The following is an 18,104-nucleotide window of genomic DNA, read 5'->3' on the forward strand; positions in this document are numbered from 1 at the left end:
CTGTCATCGTCCTGGCCCCGCAAACACCGTCTCGGTCCGCGCGATCGTCTCGCCCTTCTCGTCCTTCATGACGAAGGTGACGGGATTCTGCTCGCCGGAAAGGCTCGATCGCGGAGCACGGACATGGACATAGTAGGTCGCGACGGCATCCGGCCGGGCTTCGATCTCGAGCGTGGGGGCGCCGGCGACGGTTGCGCCGCCGAACGTCATGGTGGCACCCGCGAGGCCTTCCACCGTGAGATTGAAATCCGCGCCGTCGCGCGACTTGTTCAGCACCTTGACGGTGTAGCCGTTGCGGATGTCGCCGTCGCTGAGGGCGACGAAGATCGGCATGCGATCCTTCAGCACATGCAGCTCGGTGATCGGCCGGAACACCAGGGCCGCCGTCATGGCAAGGCAAGCGACGATCAGCACCGCGGCGTAGATGATGGTGCGGGGGCGGATCAGCCGATAGTGCCAGGGCTCGCCGCGCGCCCGCGCCGCCTCGCCGGCGAGAGTCGCGAAGGCGATCAGGCCGGTCGGGCGGCCCACCTTGCGCATCACCTCGTCGCAGGCATCAATACAGAGCCCGCAATTGATGCATTCCAGCTGCTGCCCGTCGCGGATGTCGATGCCGGTCGGGCAGACATGCACGCAGCCGCGGCAATCCACGCAGTCACCGCGGCCGTCCCAGCTGTCGCCCTGCTTGTGCTTGCCGCGCGGCTCGCCACGCCAGGCGCGATAGGTGACGGCCAGGGTCTGCTCGTCCTGCATCGCCGCCTGGAACCGCGGCCAGGGGCACATATAGGTGCAGACCTGCTCGCGAGCCCAGCCGGCGAGCACGTAGGTCGTCGCCGTGAACAGGCCGACGAAGAAATAGACCTCGACCGACGATCGGCCGGTGAACAGCTCCACCAGCACGGTCGGCGCGTCTTTGAAGTAGAGCACCCAGGCGCCGCCCGTCGCCGCGGCGATGGCGAGCCAGGCGCCGTGCTTGACCGTCTTGAGGATGACCTTCGCCGCCGAGATCGGCGACTGGTCGCGTTTCATTCGCGTGTTGCGGTCGCCCTCGATCAGCCGCTCGACCAGCATGAACAGATCCGTCCAGACCGTCTGCGGGCAGGCATAGCCGCACCAGACGCGCCCGAGCAGGCTGGTCACCAGAAACAGCGTTACCGCGCCGAGCACCAGCAGGCCGGTGAGGAGGTAGACCTCCTGCGGCCAGATCTCGACCATGAAGAAATAGGCACGCCGGCCCGGCATATCGATCAGCACGGCCTGATCCGGCGCCGTCGGCCCGCGGTCCCAACGGAGCCAGGGCAGCAGGTAGTAGACCGCGAGGCAGAAGCCGAGCAGCGCCCACTTCACGCGACGATAGGCGCCGCGCACCCGCCGCGGATAGACGCGCACCCGCTCGGCGTAGAGCGACGTGGACGCGGCGGGGATGGGCTCCGCCTTGCGCGCCGCGCGTACGAGGGGGGGATCCGCGTTCACGGGCCTGGCCTTACTTTCCGCCGCCGAGTCCATGCACGTAGACCGCCAGCATCTTGATGGTGGCCTCGTCCAGGCGCTCGCCCCAGGACGGCATCATTCCGGCGCGCGCGCTGGCGATGCTTTCGGTCACCGACTTGAGGTCGCCGCCATAGAGCCAGATTCCGTCGCTGAGCCGCGGCGCGCCGACCTCCGGATTGCCGACGCCCTTCTCGCCGTGGCAGGCGACGCATTGCTCGGCGTAGATCGGCGCTCCCCGGCCGGCCGCCGCCGCGTCGTGCTTCGCGCCGGACAACGACAGGACATAATTCGCCACGTCGTCGATCTCGTTGCGCTTCAGCATGCCGTCGAGGCCGAAGCGGGGCATGGCATTCTGGCGTGTATCGGCATCGGCGCTGCGCACGCCGTGGCGGATCGTCTGGATGATCTCTTCGACCTTGCCGCCCCAGATCCAGTCGTCGTCGGCGAGATTCGGGTAGCCCTTGGCGCCGGCGCCGCCGACCTGGTGACAGCCGGCGCAATTGTTGTTGAAGGCGATGCGGCCGCCGGTGCTGGCGAATGTATAGAGTTGCGGATCGGCCTTGATGTCGTCGAGGCTGGCCTGGCCGATGCGCGTGACATAGGGAGCATGCTGCTGCTGCGCCGCCGCCAGGTCATTGGCGACGTCGATCCGCTGGTCATAACCCAGCGTGCCGGCGAAATAGCCGCGGATGCCGGGGATGGACGGATAGAGCACGTAATAGACCAGCGAGAAGGCGATGGTGGCGTAGAAGGTGTAGATCCACCATTTCGGCAGCGGCGTGTTCAGCTCCTTGATGCCGTCCCATTCGTGTCCGGTCGTCTCGGTGCCGGTGACGGAGTCTTTCTCGATCTTGGTCGGCATGGATCACTCCTTGGGTGCGCGGCGCGCCAGACCGTCGTCCAGCGGGATCCGCGCCAGCGCTTCGAGATGGCCCTTACGGGAGGGCCACAGCGCGCGCGCGACGACGAAGGCGAACAGTGCGAAGAACCACACCGTCCACATCGACTTGAAGAAGGGCAGCAGCGACTGCAGCGTCATCGGTGCCTCCTACTGCTTCAGGTCGGCGGGCTTGACGTCGGTGAATTTCACCAGCGTGCCCATCATCTGCAGATAGGCGACCAGCGCATCCATCTCGGTCACCCGCGCCCGATTGCCATCGAAATCGGCGATCACCGCCTTCGGATAGCGGGCGGCCAGGCCGGCGGTGTCGGCCTCCGGATCGGTTTGTGCCGTCAGATCGGCCTTGGCATTGGCGGCCATCTCGTCGGAATAGGGAACGCCGATCACCTGCTGCGCCTTCAGCGTCTTCTCGATGCGGCGGTAGTCGAGCGGCCGTTCGAGCAGGAAGCCGTAAGCCGGCATGATCGATTCCGGCACCACCGATTTCGGCTGCACCAGATGGGCGACATGCCATTCGTTGGAGTACTTGCCGCCGACGCGGGCGAGATCGGGTCCGGTGCGCTTCGACCCCCATTGGAAGGGATGGTCGTACATGCTCTCGGCCGCCAGGCTGTAGTGGCCGTAGCGCTCGACCTCGTCGCGCATCGGGCGGATCTGCTGGCTGTGGCAGAGATAGCAGCCCTCGCGGATGTAGATGTCGCGCCCCATCAGCTCGAGCGGCGAGTAGGGGCGCATGCCGCTGACCCGCTCGATCGTCGTCTCGATGGTGAAGAGCGGGACCAGCTCGACGATGCCGCCGATGGCGACCGTCACCAGCGTGGCGCCGGCAAGCACCAGCGTCTTGGTCTCGAAGATGGCGTGGCTGAACCGCATTTGCGTCCTCCTCACTCGGCAGGGCGCAAGGCGAGGGCGACGGGCCGGGCCTCCACCCGTTCGTCACCGCGCGCGGTTCGCCAGAGGTTGTAGACCATGATCAGCGCGCCCGCGAGGAACAGCACCCCGCCCATCGCCCGGATCACATAGAAGGGATGCATGGCGACGACGGTTTCGACGAAGGCGTATTGCAGGAAGCCGAGCTCGTCATAGGCCCGCCACATCAGGCCCTGCATGATGCCGGAGACCCACATGGCGGTGATGTAGAGGACGATGCCGAGGGTCGCGATCCAGAAGTGCCAGGCGACCAGGCGGTCGGAGTAGAGCCGCGCGCGGCGCCACATCACCGGCACCATGTAATAGAGCGCGCCGAAGCTGATGAAGGCGACCCAGCCGAGCGCGCCGGAATGCACATGGCCGATCGTCCAGTCGGTGTAGTGCGACAGCGAGTTGACCTGGCGGATCGACATGACCGGCCCCTCGAAGGTCGACATGCCGTAGAAGCCGACCGCGGTGACCGAGAAGCGGAGCGAGGGAACGGTGCGGAGCTTGTCCCAGGCGCCCGACAGCGTCATCAGGCCGTTGATCATGCCGCCCCAGGAGGGCATCCACAGCATGATCGAGAAGGTCATGCCGAGCGTCTGTGCCCAGTCGGGCAGCGCCGTGTAGTGCAGGTGGTGCGGGCCGGCCCAGATGTAGAGGAAGACCAGGGCCCAGAAATGGATGATGGAGAGCCGGTAGGAATAGACCGGCCGCTCCGCTGCCTTCGGAATGAAGTAGTACATCATCCCGAGGAAGCCCGCGGTCAGGAAGAAGCCGACCGCGTTGTGGCCGTACCACCACTGGATCAGCGCGTCCTGCACGCCGGAAAAGACGGAGTAGCTGCGCGCGCCCGTCCACGACACCGGAATCGCCAAATTGTTGACGATGTGCAGCATCGCGACGGTGATGATGAAGGCGAGGTAGAACCAGTTGGCGACGTAGATGTGGTCTTCCCGCCGGGTCATCAGCGTGCCGGCATAGACCACGAGATAGACCACCCAGACGAGCGTCAGCCAGAGGTCGAGATACCATTCGGGCTCGGCGTATTCCTTGCTCTGGCTGTAGCCGAGTACATAGGAGAGCGCCGCCATCACGATGAAGAAGTTGTAGCCCCAGAACACGAACCAGGCGGGCGTCGCGCCGCCGAACAGGCGCTGATGGCAGGTCCGCTGCACGACCAGGAACGAGGTGGCGATCAGCGCATTGCCGCCGAAGGCGAAGATCGCGGCGGATGTGTGCACGGGACGAAGGCGGCCGAAGGTGGTCCATTCAAGGCCGAGATTGAGCTCCGGGAAGGCCAGCTGCAGCGCGATGTAGACGCCGACGGCGAAGGCGACCACGCCCCAGAAGGCGGTTGCGATCAGCCCGGCGCGGATGACGTCTTCGACGTAATCCTCCCGAACTGCCGGGATAGTGGCGGTCGCGACGGTCATGGCTGATACTTCCCCACGCGGCTTCTGGCGGTGCTGCATCCTGGCGTGGGGGCCGCCGAAAACATTGACCAAGGTCAAGGCGGATCACAGCCAGGACGGAAGAATCCGCGTGGAAGTTCCGGCATTTTTTCGATGCTGTGGGCGGAGGAAACGATGGCTGAGCTGCGGTCGTTGGATGACCTAGGCCGTTTGGTCGAGGGCAGTGTCATGGCGCCGGACCGGCCCTGGGCCTGGCTGGCCGCGGGTTGGCGCGATTTCGCCCGCGCGCCGACCGTGGGGCTGCTCTACGGCCTCGGGATCGTGGCGGCCAGCTGGCTCCTCGTGCTGGCACTGCACCGCTACGACATGGCGTTCCTCGTTTTGCCGGCGACCGCCGGCTTTTTCCTCATCGCGCCGCTTCTGGCCGCCGGCATTTACGAGACCAGCCGCCGACTGGAGCTGGGGGCGCGGGTCGACCTCGGCACGGCGCTGCTGGCCTGGCGTGTGCCCGGGCAGCTGACCCTGATGGGGGTGGTGTTGCTGTTGCTGCATCTTGTGTGGATCCGCGTCGCACTGCTGCTGTTCGCACTGTTCTTCCCTGGCAAGAGCACCGCGCTGCCGGATCTGGTCCAGCTGCTGTTGTTTTCGCCGCAGTCCCTGCCGTTCCTGGTGACCGGCACGATCATCGGGTTGGCCTTCGCCCTCGTTGCCTTCGCCATCGCCGCGATCTCGATTCCGATGCTGATCGACCGCGAGGTCGACGTCGTGACGGCGATCGTGACCAGCGTCCTGGCGGTGACACGGCATCGCCGGGCCTTGGCGCTCTGGGCCGGCCTGATCGTCGTGTTCACGGCGGCGGGGCTGGCGACCTTGTTCATCGGCCTGGCCCTGGTCGTGCCGCTGATCGGGCACGCCACCTGGCACGCCTATCGCGACCTGGTGCCGGATTGACCTCGACCCATCCGGTCGGCGACCTGCTGCCCGCCTGGCTGGCGACGGCCGAGCCCGCGGTCGCCATACCGGTCGCGCTGTTCCTGTTCGGCCTTGCCGGCGGCTTCGCGCATTGCGCCGGCATGTGCGCGCCCTTCGTCTTCGCCCAGGTCGGTGCCCGCCTCGCCGACCGCCCGCTGAGCGCTGCCGGCGGCCTGGTCCGCCTCGGGGCCGGTCTTCTCCCCGCCTACCATCTGGGCCGCGCGCTGACCTATACGGCGCTCGGAGCCGTCGCCGGTGCCGTCGGCGAGGCGGTTTCCGAATGGAGCGGCGCACGGCTTGCGGTGCCGCTGGGGCTCGGTCTCGCTGCGCTGGTTTTCGCCGGCGTAGCTCTGGCAGGTTCGGGCTTCGGTGTCGGTCGGCTCGGCGGTCTGCTGGCCAGGGCGGCACAACCGCTGCTGCGCCAGGCAGGCCGGCCGCGCGGGTCTTTCGCGCTGGGGTTGCTGTTGGGCCTGCTGCCTTGCCATCTGATCTATGCCGGGCTGGCGGTGGCCGCAACCCGCGCCTCCGCCCTGCAAGGGGGGATCGCCATGCTGGCCTTCGTGGCCGGCACGATGGTGGGGCTGTCGGCGCTGGGCATCGCCGGGGTCGCCGCCGGGCGTCGGTTCCGAGGCCTGTCCCGCCGGCTTCTCCCCGTCGCCGGGCTTGCCAACGCCGTTATTCTCGGCCTGCTCGCCTATCGCGCCGCCTGGCCGGCCTGACGCGCCCACCAACCCTCACGCCGGCTTGTTGCGCGGGGGTATGACGGCTATCTTCCCGGCCTTCCATTGAAAGCGGGTTTTCGGGAACCGGCGTCATGACCAAGCCGCGCACGCTCTACGACAAGATCTGGGACAGCCACCTGGTGCACCAGCAGGCCGACGGGACCTGCGTGCTCTATATCGACCGTCATCTCGTGCACGAGGTGACCAGCCCCCAGGCGTTCGAGGGCCTTCGTGCCGCCGGACGCAAGGTGCGCCGGACCGATGCCACCATCGCGGTCGCCGACCACAATGTGCCGACCACCGACCGCTCGAAGGGCATCACCGACGAGGAGAGCCGTATCCAGGTCGAGACGCTGGAGCAGAACTGCCGCGATTTCGGCGTCGAGTATTACGGCATGGACGACATCCGCCAGGGCATCGTCCACATCATCGGGCCGGAGCAGGGGCTGACCCAGCCCGGCATGACCATCGTCTGCGGCGACAGCCACACGGCGACGCACGGTGCCTTCGGCGCGCTCGCCTTCGGCATCGGCACGTCGGAGGTGGAGCATGTGCTGGCGACCCAGACCCTGATGCAGAAGCCCTCGCTCAACATGCGGGTCAACTTGACCGGCAAGCCGCCGAAGGGCACGACCGCGAAGGATCTGATCCTGGCCATCATCGGCAAGATCGGCACCGCCGGCGGCACCGGCTGCGTGATCGAGTACACCGGCGAGGCGATCCGGGCGCTGTCGATGGAAGGCCGCATGACGGTCTGCAACATGACCATCGAGGCGGGCGCCCGCGCCGGACTGATCGCGCCGGACGAGACGACCTTCGCCTATCTCAAGGGCAAGCCGCATGTACCGAAGGCAGGCGCCTTCGAACAGGCGGTGGCCTATTGGCGCACGCTGACCTCGGATCCGGGGGCGGTGTACGACAAGGAGGTGACGCTCGATGCCTCCGCGATCGTGCCGACCGTGACCTGGGGCACCAGCCCCGAGGACGTGGCGCCGATCACCGGCATCGTGCCGCTGCCCGAAAGCGTCTCCGACGAGGGCAAGCGCGCGGCGATGAAGCGGTCCTACGAATACATGGGCATCCAGCCGGGGCAGAAGCTGCAGGATCTGAAGATCGATCGGGTCTTCATCGGTTCGTGCACCAATGGGCGGATCGAGGACCTGCGCGCCGCGGCGGCCGTCGCCAAGGGCCGCAAGGTCGCCGCGCATGTCGGCGCCATGGTGGTGCCGGGCTCCGGCCTGGTGAAGGAGCAGGCCGAAAGCGAGGGGCTCGACAAGATCTTCCGCGAGGCCGGCTTCGAATGGCGCGAGCCCGGCTGCTCCATGTGCCTGGCGATGAACGCCGACCGGCTCGAGCCCGGCGAGCGCTGCGCCTCTACCTCGAACCGCAATTTCGAGGGCCGCCAGGGCCGCGGCGGGCGCACCCATCTCGTCAGCCCGGAGATGGCCGCGGCCGCGGCGATCAAGGGCTATCTCGCCGATGTGCGCGACTATCTCTGAGGGAGCGAGGCCATGCAGAAGTTCACCAAGCTGACCGGCGTCGCGGCGCCGCTGCCGATGGTCAATATCGACACCGACATGATCATCCCCAAGCAGTTCCTGAAGACGATCAAGCGCACCGGCCTCGGCAAGAACCTGTTCGACGAGATGCGCTACGATTCCGACGGCAAGGAGAAGCCGGATTTCGTGCTGAACAAGCCGGCCTATCGCAAGTCGCAGATCCTGGTGGCCGGCGCCAATTTCGGCTGCGGGTCGAGCCGGGAGCACGCGCCCTGGGCGCTGCTCGATTTCGGCATCCGCTGCGTGATCTCGACCTCGTTCGCCGACATCTTCTACAACAACTGCTTCAAGAACGGCATCCTGCCGATCAAGGTGTCTCAGGAGGACCTCGACAAGCTGTTCGACGACGCCAACCGCGGCGCCAATGCGACCATCACGGTCGATCTGGAAGCGCAGGAGATCCGCGGGCCCGACGGCGGCGTGGTGAAGTTCGAGATCGATCCGTTCCGCAAGAAATGTCTGCTGGAAGGGCTCGACGATATCGGCCTGACCCTGCAGCAGGCCTCGGCCATCGACAGCTTCGAATCCAGCCAGCGCACCGGCCAGCCCTGGCTGTATCGCTGACCCCCGCCTCGCCGTCCCAGTCGAAGAAGAATTAGGGAGTAGTCCAAGAATGCCCGCGAACAAGTCCCTGCTCGTGCTGCCCGGCGACGGTATCGGTCCCGAGGTGATGCGCGAGGCCAAGCGTGTCATCGACTGGATGGGCAAGAAGCGGGCCGTGCGGTTCGAGCTGGAGGAGGATCTCTGCGGCGGCTGCGCCATCGACGCGCATGGCATGCCGATCACCGACGACACGGTGAAGAAGGCCCAGCAGGTCGATGCCGTGCTGCTCGGCGCCGTCGGCGGGCCGAAATGGGACAACCTGCCGTTCGACCAGAAGCCGGAGCGCGGGCTGCTCCGGCTGCGCAAGGAAATGGACCTGTTCGCCAACCTGCGCCCGGCGGTCTGCTTCCCGGCGCTCGCCGATGCCTCCTCGCTCAAGCGCGAGCTGGTCGAAGGCCTCGACATCATGATCGTGCGCGAGCTGACCGGCGGCGTCTATTTCGGCACCCCGCGCGGCATCGAGACCTTGCCGGACGGCCAGCGCCGCGGCATCAACACGCAGGTCTATACGACCAATGAGATCCGCCGCGTCGCCAGCGTCGCCTTCGAGCTGGCGCGCAAGCGGCGGAACAAGGTGACGTCGTGCGAGAAGGCGAACGTCATGGAATCGGGCGTCTTGTGGCGCGAGGAGGTGCAGAAGCTGCACGACGAGCAGTACAAGGATGTCGAGCTGCAGCATATGTACGCCGACAATGCCGCCATGCAGCTGGTGCGCAACCCGAAGCAGTTCGACGTCATCGTCACCGACAACCTGTTCGGCGACATCCTGTCCGACGAGGCGGCGATGCTGACCGGCTCGCTCGGCATGCTGCCCTCGGCCTCGCTCGGCGCGCCGGACGCGACCGGCAAGCGCAAGGCCCTGTACGAGCCGGTGCACGGCTCCGCCCCCGATATCGCCGGGCAGAACGCGGCCAACCCGATCGCCACCATCCTCTCCTTCGCCATGGCGCTGCGCTACACCTTCGACATGCCGGACGAGGCCGACCTGGTCGAGAAGGCGGCCAAGGAGGTGCTGGACAAGGGGCTGCGCACCGGCGACATCATGCAGAAGGGCGCCGCCAAGGTGTCGACCACTGTGATGGGCGACAGCCTGCTGATGGCGCTGAGCAAGCTCGCCGGATGACGCGCGGCGCGAGCTGAGAGGAGGGGCGATGGCAGGCAAGCAACCGGAGGCCGCGATCCCCGACGACATTCGCGCCATGACCTTCGAGCAGGCGCTGGCTGAGCTCGACGAAATCGTGCGCACGCTCGAGACCGGCAAGGTCGACCTCGAGAAGTCGATCGCGATCTATGCCCGCGGCAGCCACCTCAAGCGGCATTGCGAGGACAAGCTCAGGACGGCGAGCGAGCGGATCGAGAAGATCGTCGACGGCCCCGACGGACCGAAAGCGGTCCCCGCCGATCTCGACTGACGGTTCGGCACGGTGACGTTGCACCGGGCGATGGCGGCCGCCGCGGCGCTGGTCGAGCGCGAGCTGGATCACTGGCTGCCGCATGCCGACACCGTGGAAGGCCGCCTGCACGCCGCCATGCGCTATGCCGCGCTCGGGCCGGGCAAGCGGATGCGCCCGCTGCTGGTGGTCGAGACGGCCCGGCTGTTCGGCGTCGCGGCCGAACGGGCGGCGCCGGCGGCGGCGGCGATCGAGCTCGTGCATGCCTATTCGCTGGTGCACGACGATCTGCCCTGCATGGACGACGACGACCTGCGCCGCGGCCGTGCCACCGTGCACCGCGCCTTCGACGAGGCGACGGCGGTGCTCACCGGCGACGCGTTGCTGACCTTGGCCTTCGAGGTCATGGGCGATGTCTCCGCCGGGCCCGACGCGGCGGCACGCTGCGAGCTGGTCGTGGGCCTCGCGCGCGCGGCGGGGGCCAATGGCATGGTGGCCGGCCAGGCGATCGACCTTGCCGCCGAGACCGCCGAAATCGACCTGATCGAGACGCGCCGGCTGCAGGCGCTGAAAACCGGCGCGCTGATCGGATTTTCCTGCGAAGCCGGAGCGATCCTGGGGCGCGCCGACCTTCCGGCCCGCAAGGCGCTTGCCGCCTATGCGGCGGATCTCGGGCTGTCCTTTCAGATCACGGACGACGTGCTCGACCTGGAAGGCGACGAGGCGGCCGTCGGCAAGAAACTGCGCAAAGACCGGAAGGCGGGCAAGGTCACCTTTGTCGATCACCTCGGCCTGGACGGCGCCAAGCGCGAAGCGCAGCAGCTGGCGCAGGCAGCGGCCGGCCGGCTTGCATCATTCGGCGAAAGGGCCGATGTTCTGCGTAAATTGGCGGCATTCGTTGTAAGCCGCCGCTCGTGACGATCGGGGTATGGGGCCGTTGACGGAACAGGGTTCGACACCGCTGCTCGACACTGTGCGTGAGCCAGCCGATATCCGCGGGTTCGGCGCGGAGCAGCTGAAGCAACTGGCCGACGAGCTGCGCCGCGAGACGATCGACGCGGTGTCGATCACCGGCGGGCACCTAGGCGCGGGCCTTGGCGTGGTCGAGCTGACCGTCGCGCTGCACCACATCTTCGAGACGCCGCGCGACCGGCTGATCTGGGATGTCGGCCACCAGGCCTATCCGCACAAGATCCTGACCGGCCGGCGCGACCGCATCCGCACCATCCGCCAGGGCGGCGGGCTTTCCGGCTTCACCAGGCGCGCCGAGAGCCTGTACGACCCGTTCGGCGCCGCGCATTCCTCGACGTCGATTTCCGCCGGGCTCGGCATGGCCGTGGCGCGCGACCTGTCGGGCGGCGACCACAAGGTGATCTGCGTCATCGGCGACGGATCGATGAGCGCCGGCATGGCCTATGAGGCGATGAACAATGCCGGCTCGCTGCGCTCGCGCCTGATCGTGGTGCTGAACGACAACGACATGTCGATCGCCCCGCCGGTCGGCGCCATGAGCGCCTATCTCTCGCGGCTGATCTCCTCACGCTCCTATCTGTCGTTCCGGCATGTCGGCAAGCAGATCGCCGACTACCTGCCGAAGCAGATGAAGCAGGCGGCGAAGCGCGCCGAGGAATATGCGCGCGGCATGGTCACCGGCGGCACGCTGTTCGAGGAGTTCGGCTTCTACTATGTCGGCCCGATCGACGGGCACAACCTGGACCACCTGCTGCCGGTGCTGAAGAACGCCCGTGACGCGCAGGACGATCAGCCGATCCTGATCCACGTGGTGACGCAAAAGGGCAAAGGCTATCCGCCGGCCGAGGCCTCCGACGACAAGTATCACGGCGTCGCCAAGTTCGATGTCGCGACCGGTGCCCAGGCCAAGGCCAAGGCGAATGCGCCGCAATACACGCGCGTCTTCGCCGAGGAGCTGATCCGCCAGGCCGAGCTCGATCCGAAGATCGTCGCCATCACCGCCGCGATGCCCTCGGGCACCGGGCTCGACCTGTTCGGCAAGCGGTTCCCGGAGCGCTGTTTCGATGTCGGCATCGCCGAGCAGCACGGCGTGACCTTCGCGGCCGGGCTCGCGGCCGAGGGCTACAAGCCGTTCGCCGCGATCTATTCGACCTTCCTGCAGCGGGCCTACGACCAGGTGGTGCACGACGTGGCGATCCAGTCGCTGCCGGTGCGCTTCGCCATGGATCGCGCCGGCCTGGTCGGCGCCGACGGCCCGACGCATGCCGGCGCCTACGACATTGCGTTCCTCGCGACATTGCCCGGATTCGTTGTCATGGCCGCGGCGGACGAGGCGGAGCTCGTGCACATGGTGGCGACGGCGGCGGCGATCGACGACCGGCCGTCCTCGATCCGCTACCCGCGCGGCGAGGGTGTCGGCGTAGAACTGCCGGCCCGGGGCGCGCCGCTCGCGATCGGCAAGGGACGCGTGGTGCGCGAGGGCAGCGCCATCGCGATCCTCTCGTTCGGCGCGCGCCTCGCCGAATGCATGAAGGCGGCCGAGGACCTGGCGCTGCGCGGTCTGTCCACCACCGTCGCCGATGCGCGCTTCGCCAAGCCGCTGGACGAGGACCTGATCCGCCGCCTGGTGCGCGGGCATGAAGTCCTGATCACGATCGAGGAAGGGGCGCCGGGTGGGTTCGGCGCCCACGTGCTGCATTTCCTGGCGCGAGACGGGCTGCTCGATCACGGCGTCAAGATCCGGACCATGACCTTGCCCGACAGCTTCATCGAGCACGACACGCCGCTGCGCCAGTATGAAGCGGCGGGGCTCAATGCGGCGCATATCGTGCAGACGGCGCTCGCTGCGCTCGGCCGTCCGAGCATCGAGAGAACCGCGCGCGCCTGACGGCATTCCGCACATGAATCTGGCCGTCGCCGGCGCGGACCGCGCCACACTCGGCATCGCCGCGATGGCCCTGGCGACCCTGGTCTTCGCCTGCAACGACGTGGTCGCCAAATGGCTGGTCGGGCAGTACGGGGTGGGCCAGCTGCTCCTGGTGCGCAGCATTGGCGCGGTGGCCCTGGTGCTGCTCGTGCTGCGCGGCAATGTCGGCCGGCTGGTCCCGGTCGAGCGGCCTTGGCTGCATGCCGGTCGGGCCGCGCTAATGGCCTTCGAGGTCAGCTGCTTCTATCTCGCCGTACGGCAATTGCCGCTGGCCGATGTGATGGTGATCTATTTCGGCGCGCCGATTTTCGTCACCGCCTTGTCGGTGCCGTTGCTGGGCGAGCGGGTCGGCTGGCGCCGCGCGCTCGCGGTCGTCAGCGGGTTTGCCGGCATCGTCATCGCCATGCGCCCGACCGACGTTGCCTTCGCACTGCCGGCCGCGATCGCGCTCGCCGGCAGCCTTGCCTATGGCTTGATGCTGATCTCGGCCCGCAGCTTGCGCGGCACCAGCGCCGTCGTGCTGGCCGGGCACCAGGCGCTCGGTGTCCTGGCACTCGGCGGCATCGCCGCCTTCTTCGACTGGACGCCGGTCGCGGTGCCGGAGCTGGCCTTGATGCTGCTGGTCGGCTGCGTGGCGTTCAGCGGGCATGCATTGGTCAACTGGTCGCTCTCGGCGGCGCCCGCCGCCGTCGCGGCGCCGATCAGCTATCTGTCGGTCGTATGGGCGACGATCCTCGGCTATCTCGTGTTCGGGGACCGACCCGCGGTGGAGACGGTGGTCGGCTGCCTGGTCGTCGCCGGCAGCGGCCTCTACATCTTCTTTCGCGAGAGGAGGCTCGGCCTAGGCTGAACGGGCGATGCCGGCGATTGCCTCGAGTGCGCGATCGATCTCTTCCTCGCTGTTGTAGTAATGCGGCGATGCCCGCACCACGCTCTGCAGCTGCCGCGCAGCCATGTCGAGACGTGTCGAGGTGAGGCCGGAGACCGTCACATTGATCGTCTGCTGCGCCAATCGCTGTTTGACCGCGGCGGGATCTATGCGATCGATGGTGAACGACACGATGGCCGAGCGCATGTCGCCGAGATCGCGCAGGCGAGTGCCGGGGATCGCCGCCAGGCCGGTGCGCAGCCGATCCGCCAACGACCAGGCGCGCTCACGGATCGCATCCAGCCCCAGCGACATGGCATAGTCGGCGGCGGCGCCGAGCCCGATCTTGCCGGCGACGAAGCATTCCCAGTTCTCGAACCGCCTTGCATCGGCACGGAACTCATAGGTGTCGGCGCCGGTCCAGTCGGCGGAATGCAGGTCGATAAAGGGCGGCTCCAGGCGGCCGATCAGGCCTCGCCGCACATAGAGAAAGCCCGTCCCGCGGGGGCCGCGGAGAAATTTCCGTCCGGTCGCCGACAGCATGTCGCAGCCGAGCGCCTCCACATCGACCGGCATCTGCCCCACCGACTGGCAGGCATCGAGCAGATAGGGAATGCCGTGCGCCCTGGCGATGCGACCCACTGCTTCCGCCGGATTGACCAGGCCGCCATTGGTCGGGATATGCGTGATCGCGATCAGCTTCACGCGGCCGTCGATCATGCGCTCGAGCGCATGCGGATCGAGTGCGCCGCCATTGTCGTTCGGCACCACCTCGATCACGGCGCCGGTGCGCCGCGCCACCTGGAGGAAGGCCAGGTAGTTGGAGGCGTATTCGGCCTGGGCCGTCAGGATGCGGTCGCCGGGCCCGAAGCCGAAGGAATAGAACGCCATGTCCCAGGCGCGCGTCGCGTTCTCCACGACGGCGATCTCGTCCGGCGCCGCGTTGACCAGGCGCGCGATCGATCCGTAGACGCCTTCGATGGCGCCGGCGGCCTCGGCCGCGGCCTCGTATCCGCCGATTGCCGCCTCGCGCTCGAGATGCTGCTGAACGGCCTGCAGCACCTGCCGGGGCGGCAGGGCTGCGCCGGCATTGTTGAGATGGACGACGTTGGCCGTGCCGGGCGTATCGGATCGAACCCTGGATAGATCGATGCTCATCAGTGGCCGAGGATCGGATGCGGCGTATAGGGTTCCTCCAGCGCCTTGATCTCCTCCGCCGACAGCGCGAGCTGTGTCGCCTTGGCGAGGTCGTCGAGCTGTTCGAGCTTGCTGGCGCCGATGATCGGCGCTGTGACATAGGGCTTCGACAGCATCCAGGCGAGCGCCACACCGGCATTGCTGACGCCGCGCTTCCGGGCGATCTCGCCGATCCGGTCGACCACGCGGAAATCGCTGTCCTGGTAGTACATGCGCTGCGCCATCTCGTCGCCTTTTGCGCGCTTGGTCTCGCCGTAATCCTGGCGGCGGCGATTGCCGGCCAGGAAGCCGCGGGCGAGCGGGCTCCACGGAATGATGCCGACGCCCTGGTCGGTGCAGAGCGGGATCATCTCGCGCTCTTCCTCGCGGTAGATCAGGTTGTAGTGGTTCTGCATGGTGACGAAGCGGCAGAAGCCGTTCTCCTTCGCCACCTGCTGCATCTTGGCGAACTGCCAGGCGAACATCGAGGAGGCGCCGATATAGAGCGCTTTGCCGGCTTTCACCACGTCGCTCAAGGCCTCCATCGTCTCCTCGACCGGCGTGGTCCGGTCGAAGCGATGGATCTGGTAGAGATCGACGTGATCCAGGCCGAGCCGCGTCAGCGAGGCGTCGATCGCGTGCATGATGTGCTTGCGCGACAGGCCCCGCTGGTTGGGCCCGTCACCCATCGGATTGTACACCTTGGTGGCGACGATCACGTTCTCGCGCGCGGCGCCGATCTGCTTCAGGGCGCGGCCCGTCACCACTTCGCTTTCGCCGTTCGAGTAGACGTCGGCGGTATCGAAGAAGGTGATCCCGAGGTCGAGGGCGCGCTTGTAGAACGGAACGGCATCGCGCTCGTCCAGCACCCAGTCGCGCCATTTCGACGTGCCGTAGGTCATGGTGCCGAGGCAGAGGCGGCTGACTGTTGTGCCGGTGCTTCCCAGATTGACCTGCTGCATCCTGACCTCCCCTGGCTAGAGCACGGCGCCGAGCACCTCGAACAGGCGATCGATATCGGCGTCGGTATTGTAGAGGTGCGGCGTGATCCGCATGGCAGGACCGCGCACGCTGACATAGACGCGGGCCTGCGCAAGCTTTTCCGGCAGCCCCTCCGGAACCGCGCCTGGGAAGCGCAAGCCCAGGAAATGCCCGGCGCGGAGCGATGCGCGCGCGGCCGTCAGCCCGAGATTGTGGGCACGTGCGGCGATGGCGTCGGTGCGCCGGCGCAGGGTCGCCTGGATTTCCGCGACGCCCCAATCGTGGATCTGGCGCAGCGAGGCGATGGCGACCGGCGTCAGCCCGAAATTCGCTTTCTCGCCGACATCGAAGCGACGTGCGCCGGGCTGGAAGTCGGCGCGGTAGTCGACCAGCCGAGCGAAATCTTCCGACCCGCCGCGGGCGATCCAGTTCTGCTCGATCGGGCGGCCGTCCTGGCGGCCGGGCGCAACGTAGAGGAACCCGTAGGAATAGGGACCGAGCAGCCATTTGTAGGTGGCCGCGACCAGGAAATCCGGCTGCACCGCCCGCATGTCGATCGGCAGGGCGCCGAGCGATTGCGTGGCGTCGATGACCAGCGCGGCGCCGACCTCCCGCAATCTGGCGCCGACGCGGACAAGATCGATCAATCCGCCATCGGTCCAGTGGCAGTTCGGCAGCGCCGCGATGGCCGTGCGTTCGTCGATCGCCTGCAGAATGCTACGCGTCCAGTCCCCATCTTCCGGACGCGCAACCGTCACCACCTCGCCGCCCTCGCGCTCCGCCAGATCCTGCCAGGAAAAGAGGTTGGAGGGAAACTGGTGCGCAAGGACGAGCGCCCGGCGCCCGGGCGGCAGGCGCAGATTGGCCGCCGCGACGGCGACGCCATAGCTTGCCGCCGGCACGATGGCGATATCTTCCGCCGTCGCGCCGATCAGGGCCGCGAACAGGTCGCGTGCCGTCTCCGTTTCGGTGAAGAAGTCGCGCGGCGTGATCTCCCAGGCGCGGGCCTTGCGTCCGGCCGCTTCCTCGCCCGCTTCGCGCGCGGCGCGCGGCAACGGCCCCATATAGGCGCAGTTCAGATAGGCGATATCGTCGGGGATATCGAAGAGGTGCCGCTGGCTCGGGATCATGTCATGGCTCCCAGCGGAAACAGCCGCGTGACATGCCCCATCTTGCGGCCCTGGCGTATCTCGGACTTGCCATAGAGATGCAGATGGCTGCCGGCGTCGAGCAACAGTTTCGGCCATTCCAGCACGGCATCGCCCACCAGGTTCCGCATCACGGCATCCGCCCGACGCTCCGTCGATCCGAGCGGAAGGCCGCAGATGGCCCGTACATGCTGCGCGAACTGGCTGGTGGCGGCTGCCTCGATGGTCAGGTGGCCGGAATTGTGGACTCGTGGTGCGATCTCGTTCATCAGCACCTCGCCCCCGGCGGTGACGAACATCTCGACCGCCATCACGCCGACATGATCGAGCGCCTGGGCGAGCGAGCGGGCCACGGCCTCGGCGCGCGTGACGATCTCGGGCCCGATGGCCGCCGGCCAACGGCTCTCCGCCAGGATATGGTGGGCGTGCCGGTTCTCGAACGGCTCGAAGGCGGCGATCTGGCCGTCCGGGCCGCGCGCGATGATGACCGAGATCTCCAGCGCGAAATCCACGAAGCCCTCCAGGATGCAGGGCACTTCGCCGAGCTTCCGCCAGGCCTCGACGACGGCGTCGGGCGTCGCCGCGGCGATGGCAATCTGGCCCTTGCCGTCATAGCCCATGCGCCGCGTCTTCAGGATGGCGCCGCCGGTCAGATGGCGCGCGGTGATGCCGGCCTCGATGGCGGAACTGACGGCGAAATAGGGCGCCGTGGCGATGCCGAGCCGGGTTGCCAGCGCCTTCTCGGCCAATCGGTCCTGGGTGACCGCAAGCACGTTGGCGCCGGGACGCATCGGCTTCGCCGCCGCGATCCGTTCCAGCGCCGCCGCCGGGACGTTCTCGAACTCCACCGTGGCGACGTCGATCGCCGCCGCGAAAGCGTCCAGCGCGGCGAGATTGTCGTAGGGGGCGCGCGTCCACGTCGCAGCGACATCGGCCGCCGGCGCCTCGTCGTCCGGGCAGAAGATGTGGCAGCGATAGCCGAGCGGGGCGGCCGCCAGGGCTATCATGCGCCCGAGCTGGCCGCCGCCGAGGATGCCGATCGTCGAGCCGGGGGGGATCACCTGCG

General features: G+C 67.6%; 18 protein-coding genes. 9 read left to right on the forward strand and 9 right to left on the reverse strand.

Annotated elements, in window-relative coordinates; all coding sequences use genetic code 11:
- Window positions 1-3: 3 nt before the first annotated feature.
- The 5 genes from ccoG to ccoN are packed head-to-tail and all read right to left on the reverse strand — an operon-like array spanning window position 4 to window position 4,740.
- On the reverse strand, window positions 4-1,506 hold the full coding sequence (gene ccoG, locus DT074_RS13790) for a cytochrome c oxidase accessory protein CcoG (RefSeq protein WP_119420438.1): 1,503 nt from the start codon (window positions 1,504-1,506) through the stop codon (window positions 4-6).
- The gene (gene ccoP, locus DT074_RS13795) at window positions 1,484-2,353 is read right to left on the reverse strand and encodes a cytochrome-c oxidase, cbb3-type subunit III (protein ID WP_119420439.1); all 870 of its coding nucleotides are present in this window, start codon (window positions 2,351-2,353) and stop codon (window positions 1,484-1,486) included. Before ccoP ends, ccoG begins: the two co-directional genes overlap by 23 nt.
- Window positions 2,354-2,356: 3 nt before the next feature.
- Window positions 2,357-2,530 carry a cbb3-type cytochrome oxidase subunit 3 gene (locus DT074_RS13800; protein ID WP_119420440.1) on the reverse strand — a complete coding sequence of 58 codons (174 nt, stop codon included), beginning with the start codon at window positions 2,528-2,530 and terminating at the stop codon, window positions 2,357-2,359.
- Window positions 2,531-2,539: 9 nt separating this feature from the next.
- On the reverse strand, window positions 2,540-3,265 hold the full coding sequence (gene ccoO / locus DT074_RS13805; protein WP_119420441.1) for a cytochrome-c oxidase, cbb3-type subunit II: 726 nt from the start codon (window positions 3,263-3,265) through the stop codon (window positions 2,540-2,542).
- A gap of 11 nt (window positions 3,266-3,276) precedes the next feature.
- Window positions 3,277-4,740 (reverse strand): cytochrome-c oxidase, cbb3-type subunit I, encoded by a 1,464-nt coding sequence (gene ccoN, locus DT074_RS13810; RefSeq protein WP_119420442.1) that lies wholly within the window; start codon window positions 4,738-4,740, stop codon window positions 3,277-3,279.
- Between the two features lie 153 nt (window positions 4,741-4,893).
- On the opposite strand from ccoN, the gene DT074_RS13815 reads away from it, so the two are divergent.
- The 9 genes from DT074_RS13815 to DT074_RS13855 all read left to right on the forward strand — a co-directional run bounded on the left by DT074_RS13815 (window position 4,894) and on the right by DT074_RS13855 (window position 13,715).
- Entirely contained in the window at window positions 4,894-5,670 is a 777-nt protein-coding gene (locus tag DT074_RS13815; protein WP_119420489.1) for a DUF2189 domain-containing protein, read from the forward strand.
- On the forward strand, window positions 5,667-6,410 hold the full coding sequence (locus DT074_RS13820) for a sulfite exporter TauE/SafE family protein (RefSeq protein ID WP_162914892.1): 744 nt from the start codon (window positions 5,667-5,669) through the stop codon (window positions 6,408-6,410). Before DT074_RS13815 ends, DT074_RS13820 begins: the two co-directional genes overlap by 4 nt.
- 95 nt (window positions 6,411-6,505) lie before the next feature.
- Entirely contained in the window at window positions 6,506-7,912 is a 1,407-nt protein-coding gene (gene leuC, locus DT074_RS13825) for a 3-isopropylmalate dehydratase large subunit (protein ID WP_119420443.1), read from the forward strand.
- Between the two features lie 12 nt (window positions 7,913-7,924).
- Window positions 7,925-8,536: a 3-isopropylmalate dehydratase small subunit gene (gene leuD / locus DT074_RS13830; RefSeq protein WP_119420444.1), complete on the forward strand. Its 612-nt coding sequence runs from the start codon at window positions 7,925-7,927 to the stop codon at window positions 8,534-8,536.
- 49 nt (window positions 8,537-8,585) lie between these two features.
- Window positions 8,586-9,698 (forward strand): 3-isopropylmalate dehydrogenase, encoded by a 1,113-nt coding sequence (leuB, locus tag DT074_RS13835; RefSeq protein ID WP_119420445.1) that lies wholly within the window; start codon window positions 8,586-8,588, stop codon window positions 9,696-9,698.
- 28 nt (window positions 9,699-9,726) lie between these two features.
- Window positions 9,727-9,987, forward strand: coding sequence for an exodeoxyribonuclease VII small subunit (locus DT074_RS13840; protein WP_119420446.1), 261 nt, complete (start codon window positions 9,727-9,729; stop codon window positions 9,985-9,987).
- A 12-nt stretch (window positions 9,988-9,999) separates the two neighbouring features.
- Window positions 10,000-10,884: a polyprenyl synthetase family protein gene (locus DT074_RS13845; RefSeq protein ID WP_368744664.1), complete on the forward strand. Its 885-nt coding sequence runs from the start codon at window positions 10,000-10,002 to the stop codon at window positions 10,882-10,884.
- Between the two features lie 10 nt (window positions 10,885-10,894).
- Window positions 10,895-12,826, forward strand: a complete 1,932-nt coding sequence (dxs, locus tag DT074_RS13850) for a 1-deoxy-D-xylulose-5-phosphate synthase (RefSeq protein ID WP_119420448.1) — start codon at window positions 10,895-10,897, stop codon at window positions 12,824-12,826.
- A 13-nt stretch (window positions 12,827-12,839) separates the two neighbouring features.
- On the forward strand, window positions 12,840-13,715 hold the full coding sequence (locus DT074_RS13855; protein WP_162914893.1) for a DMT family transporter: 876 nt from the start codon (window positions 12,840-12,842) through the stop codon (window positions 13,713-13,715).
- On the opposite strand, the gene DT074_RS13860 is transcribed toward DT074_RS13855, so the two are convergent.
- Genes DT074_RS13860 through DT074_RS13875 form a run of 4 tightly spaced genes read right to left on the reverse strand, consistent with a single transcriptional unit; the run spans window position 13,707 to window position 18,099 of the window.
- Window positions 13,707-14,891: an aminotransferase class V-fold PLP-dependent enzyme gene (locus tag DT074_RS13860; protein WP_119420450.1), complete on the reverse strand. Its 1,185-nt coding sequence runs from the start codon at window positions 14,889-14,891 to the stop codon at window positions 13,707-13,709. The genes DT074_RS13855 and DT074_RS13860 overlap by 9 nt on opposite strands.
- Window positions 14,891-15,871, reverse strand: a complete 981-nt coding sequence (locus DT074_RS13865; protein ID WP_119420451.1) for an aldo/keto reductase — start codon at window positions 15,869-15,871, stop codon at window positions 14,891-14,893. Before DT074_RS13865 ends, DT074_RS13860 begins: the two co-directional genes overlap by 1 nt.
- A gap of 15 nt (window positions 15,872-15,886) precedes the next feature.
- A complete protein-coding gene (locus DT074_RS13870; RefSeq protein ID WP_119420452.1) occupies window positions 15,887-17,020 on the reverse strand; it encodes an aminotransferase class V-fold PLP-dependent enzyme in 1,134 nt (377 codons plus the stop codon).
- Window positions 17,017-18,099, reverse strand: coding sequence for a 5-(carboxyamino)imidazole ribonucleotide synthase (locus DT074_RS13875; RefSeq protein WP_368744666.1), 1,083 nt, complete (start codon window positions 18,097-18,099; stop codon window positions 17,017-17,019). The genes DT074_RS13870 and DT074_RS13875 overlap by 4 nt, the downstream gene beginning before the upstream one ends.
- Window positions 18,100-18,104: the final 5 nt, after the last annotated feature.

The organism is Desertibaculum subflavum (genome assembly GCA_003576705.1).
GTDB classification, from domain to species: Bacteria; Pseudomonadota; Alphaproteobacteria; order Ferrovibrionales; family Ferrovibrionaceae; genus Desertibaculum; species Desertibaculum subflavum.

What these genes read in the sequence shown, in the direction of transcription:
- ccoG (WP_119420438.1), bottom strand. Translation starts at nt 1,506, where the DNA reads ATGGACTCGGCGGCGGAAAGTAAGGCCAGGCCCGTGAACGCGGATCCC.
- ccoP (WP_119420439.1), bottom strand. Translation starts at nt 2,353, where the DNA reads ATGCCGACCAAGATCGAGAAAGACTCCGTCACCGGCACCGAGACGACC.
- DT074_RS13800 (WP_119420440.1), bottom strand. Translation starts at nt 2,530, where the DNA reads ATGACGCTGCAGTCGCTGCTGCCCTTCTTCAAGTCGATGTGGACGGTG.
- ccoO (WP_119420441.1), bottom strand. Translation starts at nt 3,265, where the DNA reads ATGCGGTTCAGCCACGCCATCTTCGAGACCAAGACGCTGGTGCTTGCC.
- ccoN (WP_119420442.1), bottom strand. Translation starts at nt 4,740, where the DNA reads ATGACCGTCGCGACCGCCACTATCCCGGCAGTTCGGGAGGATTACGTC.
- DT074_RS13815 (WP_119420489.1), top strand. Translation starts at nt 4,894, where the DNA reads ATGGCTGAGCTGCGGTCGTTGGATGACCTAGGCCGTTTGGTCGAGGGC.
- leuC (WP_119420443.1), top strand. Translation starts at nt 6,506, where the DNA reads ATGACCAAGCCGCGCACGCTCTACGACAAGATCTGGGACAGCCACCTG.
- leuD (WP_119420444.1), top strand. Translation starts at nt 7,925, where the DNA reads ATGCAGAAGTTCACCAAGCTGACCGGCGTCGCGGCGCCGCTGCCGATG.
- leuB (WP_119420445.1), top strand. Translation starts at nt 8,586, where the DNA reads ATGCCCGCGAACAAGTCCCTGCTCGTGCTGCCCGGCGACGGTATCGGT.
- DT074_RS13840 (WP_119420446.1), top strand. Translation starts at nt 9,727, where the DNA reads ATGGCAGGCAAGCAACCGGAGGCCGCGATCCCCGACGACATTCGCGCC.
- dxs (WP_119420448.1), top strand. Translation starts at nt 10,895, where the DNA reads ATGGGGCCGTTGACGGAACAGGGTTCGACACCGCTGCTCGACACTGTG.
- DT074_RS13855 (WP_162914893.1), top strand. Translation starts at nt 12,840, where the DNA reads ATGAATCTGGCCGTCGCCGGCGCGGACCGCGCCACACTCGGCATCGCC.
- DT074_RS13860 (WP_119420450.1), bottom strand. Translation starts at nt 14,891, where the DNA reads ATGAGCATCGATCTATCCAGGGTTCGATCCGATACGCCCGGCACGGCC.
- DT074_RS13865 (WP_119420451.1), bottom strand. Translation starts at nt 15,871, where the DNA reads ATGCAGCAGGTCAATCTGGGAAGCACCGGCACAACAGTCAGCCGCCTC.
- DT074_RS13870 (WP_119420452.1), bottom strand. Translation starts at nt 17,020, where the DNA reads ATGATCCCGAGCCAGCGGCACCTCTTCGATATCCCCGACGATATCGCC.